This window comes from Pseudomonas sp. (genome assembly GCF_026224925.1).
GTDB lineage: Bacteria > Pseudomonadota > Gammaproteobacteria > Pseudomonadales > Pseudomonadaceae > Aquipseudomonas.
Window position 1 is genome coordinate 1 of the sequence record NZ_JAMFRV010000103.1, and the last position, 4,424, is coordinate 4,424.

General features: G+C 57.7%; 3 protein-coding genes and 1 pseudogene. 2 read left to right on the top strand and 2 right to left on the bottom strand.

Translation table 11 applies throughout. From position 1 onward, the window contains the following. Positions 1-101: 101 nt before the first annotated feature. Positions 102-887: a sulfite exporter TauE/SafE family protein gene (locus M0974_RS04640; RefSeq protein WP_297833388.1), complete on the bottom strand. Its 786-nt coding sequence runs from the start codon at positions 885-887 to the stop codon at positions 102-104. A gap of 253 nt (positions 888-1,140) precedes the next feature. Between M0974_RS04640 and M0974_RS04645 the strand changes: the two genes are divergently transcribed. After that, on the top strand, positions 1,141-2,082 hold the full coding sequence (locus M0974_RS04645; protein WP_297833390.1) for a sensor domain-containing diguanylate cyclase: 942 nt from the start codon (positions 1,141-1,143) through the stop codon (positions 2,080-2,082). A gap of 12 nt (positions 2,083-2,094) precedes the next feature. Here the strand turns inward: M0974_RS04645 and M0974_RS04650 are convergent, their stop codons facing one another. Next, complete coding sequence (locus M0974_RS04650) at positions 2,095-3,708, bottom strand: IclR family transcriptional regulator C-terminal domain-containing protein (protein WP_297833392.1); 1,614 nt, start codon at positions 3,706-3,708, stop codon at positions 2,095-2,097. Between the two features lie 190 nt (positions 3,709-3,898). Here M0974_RS04650 and M0974_RS04655 point away from each other — a divergent pair. Further along, positions 3,899-4,424 (top strand): annotated as a pseudogene (locus M0974_RS04655) (ribonuclease activity regulator RraA); the annotation flags it as partial.

Sequence of the window (4,424 nt, forward strand, 5' to 3'; positions counted from 1 at the left end):
CCCCACTGGATCCGCCTGAATAAACTCAAGCAGGTATCAGGCCATGATGGGTAAATTATTAATCGATTGATTAATAATTTGTGTATGGGACGCCTCAAACCTTAAAACGCCAGGTTAAAGCCAATGCATGCCAGCATCACCGCCAGGCAAGGACGCAGGATGTCGTCGGAGATTCGCCCGGTCAAATGACTGCCGAAGTAGATCCCCGGCAGAGACCCCATCAGCAAAAAGCCCAGTACATGCCAGTCCATATTGCCCATGCTGGCATGCCCCAATCCCGCGACCAGGGTCAACGGCACCGCATGAGCGATTTCGGTACCGACCAAACGTCTCGTCGGCAAAAATGGGTACAGGATAAACAGCGCCACGGTGCCTAGCGCACCAGCACCAATGGAGGTTAAAGCGACCATCGTGCCAAGAACCAAGCCGGTGATGACGGTCAATGTATTCAGGCGCACACCGCTAAGGGTGGGTTTGCCACTGGCGCGACGAAGGGAAAAAGCAAGCAATTGTTTCTTGAAGAACACCGCCAGCGCGGTCACCAGCAAGACGAAACCCAACGCGTGCTTGATAACCGCGTTCATGGCCTGGGGAGCGGTATGCAGAGTGCTCAAATACCACAACGTCAACGCAACGGCGGGCACACTGCCAAGGGTCAACCAGCCGGTCACGCCCCAATCGATATTCTTGTTCTTTCTATGAACCAGCACACCGCCGGACTTGGTGATGGCCGCATAGAGCAAATCCGTACCCACTGCCGTGGCAGGGTTGATACCGAACCACAGCAGAATCGGGGTCATCAACGAGCCGCCACCGACGCCCGTCATCCCAACAATAAACCCGACCGTCAAGCCCGCAACAATTAACCCTACACTACCAAAATCCATTGCCACGTCTCACAAATCAGCGCAATCGCATGAAAAAACTGGCCCGCAGCATAACGGCCTTTGTTACCTCCTTCTTATATCAAAACGATCTATGGTTAGACCTTTCGCCACAATGCATCGGCTTGCACGCTCATTTGCGCCATCATAAGTATGAGCAATCGCAAAAGGGCGTCCGAACTTCGAGCGCCGGCACTTGATAAGCACGCTAAGTAGCAACATGCTGCGCCACCCTCCTTCTTGCCGCGTGATCATCATGAGCACTGCAATCCCTTCAACTGAACCTGATAGCGCCGTGTATAAAACGCTACTCGAATCCACCAAGGCAATCCCGTGGCGGATCGATTGGCAGACCATGACTTTTAGCTACATCGGTCCGCAAATCGAAAGCCTGCTGGGCTGGACGCCAGAAAGCTGGGTGGGGATCAATGACTGGGTGTCCCGCATGCACCCGGACGACCGTGACTACGTGGTCGATTTCTGTGTGTCGCAATCCAAGGCTGGCGTCGACCATGAAGCGGATTACCGTGCGCTGACCCAAGACGGCAACTACGTCTGGATTCGCGACGTGGTGCACGTGGTGCGCAAGGACGGTGAAGTGGAAGCGCTGGTGGGTTTTATGTTCGATATCAGCGAACGCAAGAAAACCGAAGAGCACTTGGTGCACCTGCAGAAGCAGCTAGAAGAGTATTCATTCCAGGACGGGCTCACTGGCATCGCCAACCGGCGCATGTTCGACACCGTGCTTGAACGGGAGTGGGCCAACGCCCAACGCAATCAAACACCCTTGTCACTGATCATGTTGGATATCGACTATTTCAAGCAGTACAACGACCACTACGGACACATCAAGGGCGACCAATGCCTACGCCTTGTTGCCCAGGTGCTGTCGCAAGCGGCCAACCACCCACGGGATTTCATTGCGCGTTTCGGTGGTGAAGAGTTCGTCTGGCTACTGCCCGAAACCGACGCCGAGGCGGCCCGGCAAGTGGCGGAAAAGTGCCTGCACTTGATCCGGCAACAACGGATTGAACACGAGAAATCTGCCGTTTCGTCCCTGCTGACCCTCAGCCTTGGGGTCGGAACCATTACCCCGTCGCAGGACGGCCCTGCCCTGGCCTTTGTCGAACAGGTGGATAAGTTGCTGTACCGCGCCAAGGCCAACGGCCGGATGGGCGCCGAGTTCGGTCTTCTGTAGAAGCCAATAAAGTTACTTCACCCGTCCCCAGCCATTGCGGTTGGCCGTCACACCGATTATTTGCGGGTGCGTGCGGAACAAGTGTCCTGAAGCAGGCGCGTTGGCCAAGGCTTCCATTTTTACTTCATGACGGGCGCTGGTGATGTACAGCGTGTCCTTGTTCTTACCGCCAAAAGCCAAGTCGGTCGGGCTGGGGATTGGCAAACCGATCATCCGGTCCAGGCTGCCGTCTTCGCTGAAACGCACCAGACTCCAGCCATCGCGCAACGTGGTCCAGACTCCGCCTTCGCAGTCCAGCGCCAACCCGCTGAGACGGCCAGAACCCTTGGGCAACGTTGCCAGTCGACGCACTGCAGTGCTCCCCGGCTGGAGTAAAAACAGACTGCCGGAATCTGGGCCTACTGCGTATAACGCTTCGCCCTTCTCATCCCAACAAAACGCGCTGATGCGCTCTTGAAAGGTCCATGGTGAGCGAAGTTCGCCTTGCGCCGTCAGTTCGCCCAATTTACACCCTCCTGCCGTCAGCAAGCAGGCCCAGAGGCTACCGGAAGGATGGCTGCCCAGGCCCACAAGGTTTTTTCCCGGCCAATTGTCCAGTGGGTGTTCTTTGCCTTCGCGATCCAGCAACGACCATCCTGCGGCGTGGCCGATCAGCAGCCCGTCCTGGTGCAGTTCCATGGCGCAGACCGGCGAGTCCAGCCGAGCGAAGACGCGCTCGCCCTTGGCATCTAAAACCCTGATAGCCGGGGCCAGAGTATCGGCCCAATACAGACACTGCTGGTCCTCGGACCAGCGCGGAAACGCACCATTGAAGGCCCACGGGCAATCCACCAGTTCCACCTCGCTATCAGCAATTCGCACTTGCGACTCGCTGAGTTGCGCCCCCACCCGGCGCGCTGCGTCGGTCAATTCCGGGCCGAGTAACTCCAGGCGCTCAAGGGTCAATCGGTAAGCAGGACCGGCAACACTCAATGCGCCGCGAACCTTGCCTGCGTTATCGCGAATGGCCGCAGCCACGCAGCGCACGCCCAGAACGATTTCCTCATCGTCGATGGCATAGCCACGCGCTCGAGTGATCTGTAATTCGGTGTGCAAACGACGACGATCGGTGATGGTCAGTGGGGTCAGCGGCGTGAACGTCAGCCCCTTGATGATCTCTTCGCGACTGACTTCATCCATCGCCGCCAGCATCGCCTTGCCCTGCCCTGTGCAATACACCGGTTTACTGCGCCCTAACGCGGCAGCGGAACGCGTGGTGTGCGCGCCGTCGCAACGCTCTAGGGACATCACCTGATTGCCATCGAGTACCGCAAGATAAGACGTCTCGCCGGTCAGATCGCGCAAAGACCGCAGCTCAAAACTGGCCGCCGCCACCAAGTCCGGCATCAGGTAAGCATTGCGCACCAACTCAAGGTAACGAAACCCCAAGCGGTAGACCTTGCGCAGCGGATCGCGACGGATCATCCCGCGCTCCACAAGGCTGGCAATGATTCGGTATAGGGTCGTTCGTGGTAACGCGACCTTGCTCGCCAAATCGCTCTGGCTCAGCCCTTGCGGGGCAGAGCCAATGGCCTCGAGTACATCGATGGCCTTTTCCAGTGCACCGGTGCCGTCTACCGCAGTCATCACAAATTCCCATAGTTTGGAACATCAGCAAGTCCACAGCATAAACCGGGTTTCCTCCTAGTCAATCGCGACTTAGGATCTGTCGATACCAGCCAGCGAATTAGTTTTTTTGTCCCAACTTATGGGAATAAACGCTGAGTTAATCAAGAGCAATGCCTCACACCGGCGCGCGCCAATCAGGAGAATAACAATGACCAAGATCCACCAATACGCTGACGCCTACGACAACGAGGCGAACCGCCATGTGACGGTCAGCGATGAAGTCCTGGCCAAACTCGCGCGTTGCAGCAGCGGCTCGCTGACCACCCAATTGTTCAAGCTGGGCTTCCGCCAACCGGCGCTGGTCGGTCTGCGCGCCATGAGCAAGAACACCAAGCCTTTCGCCGGCCGCGCCTTCACCATGCGCTTTATCCCCGCACGGGAAGACATCGACACCTACGGCACCATGACCACCAAGCCGAACCACGACAACCTGCAATGGCAAGGTGTCGAACAGGTGCAGCCCGGTGATGTGCTGGTCATTGACAGCCAAAATGACCCTCGCGCAGCCTCGGCCGGCAATATCCTGGTGACCCGTTTGCTGGCTCGCGGGGCGCGCGCCATCGTCACGGATGGCGCCCTGCGTGACGGCAGTGAAATAGCGGCATTACCGCTGCCGGCCTACGCTCGGGAAGTCACCGCGACCACCCGCATTTCCTACCATCATGTGGCTGACC

Bases quoted from the DNA above. Each gene is read 5' to 3' on its own strand.
- M0974_RS04640 (WP_297833388.1), bottom strand. From the start codon at position 887: ATGGATTTTGGTAGTGTAGGGTTAATTGTTGCGGGCTTGACGGTCGGG.
- M0974_RS04645 (WP_297833390.1), top strand. From the start codon at position 1,141: ATGAGCACTGCAATCCCTTCAACTGAACCTGATAGCGCCGTGTATAAA.
- M0974_RS04650 (WP_297833392.1), bottom strand. From the start codon at position 3,708: ATGACTGCGGTAGACGGCACCGGTGCACTGGAAAAGGCCATCGATGTA.